At 44.7% G+C, this 810-nt stretch carries 2 protein-coding genes; both read left to right on the forward strand.

Annotated features, from left to right (window positions below):
• Positions 1–282 (forward strand): diguanylate cyclase domain-containing protein (locus tag A3738_RS09885; protein ID WP_156504169.1); only part of this gene is annotated, 282 nt, incomplete at its 5' end.
• Positions 272–810: hypothetical protein (locus A3738_RS09890; RefSeq protein ID WP_156504170.1), on the forward strand; the 539-nt coding region annotated here is incomplete at its 3' end. The genes A3738_RS09885 and A3738_RS09890, both read left to right, overlap by 11 nt.

The raw sequence follows: 810 nt of genomic DNA on the forward strand, positions 1-810 counted from the left end.
GAACAACACAGTTTCTTGATTGTTTTACCGCACACTAGCTCAAAGCCAGCCATCAAGATCGCAGATTCTCTGCGCTTGAAAATCAAACAACAAATCCAATTAAACAAAGTAAATATGACAAGCAGCATGGGTGTGAGCCATCTCAATGTCGGTGACGATTGCCACTCGATGGTTCAGCACGCACACATTGCACAAGATAAAGCTCTTCAGCGCGGTGGTGATCAGTCTTATCTTTTTAGCGACAAAGATCTAAACAATAGCGAGCAAAACAATGAGAACTGAAGTACAACTGCAAGGCCAAGTGATAAGCAGCCTCTATTTACTTGCAGGAATCATTATGGTCGTGCTCGGCGTGCAAAACTTTCGATACGGCATGTACCCTTTAGTCTACACCGCAAGTTTACTGAGTCTGACATTTTTTGGCTTAGCGACCTACGCACGCTTTACCTATCAACTTAGCAATCTTCAGCGCGCCAATGTTGCAGCACTATGTTTTGTTTTTCTGGTCCTTCTCTTGGACGCGCAAACGCATGCACAACAATTGATGTACTGGCTCATCCCTCTGGGCTTGTTTGCCTACATCGCCTTACCACTGAAACAAGCCAAAATCCTTAATATCGTTGCAGGATTATGCTTCACTGCAGTGTTATTCCACCATGCAGATCTACTCACTGTTTCTTTGTTCGCCACGAGCTATGTACTGATGATTGCATTTGCAGGAACATTTGCAATGCTGCACCAGAGTCGCAGTCGTACTCTCGTTGAGTTAGCCATTCATGAGCCGGTGACTAGTGCTTACAACATCAGACA

The organism is Oleiphilus sp. HI0066, assembly GCF_001635725.1.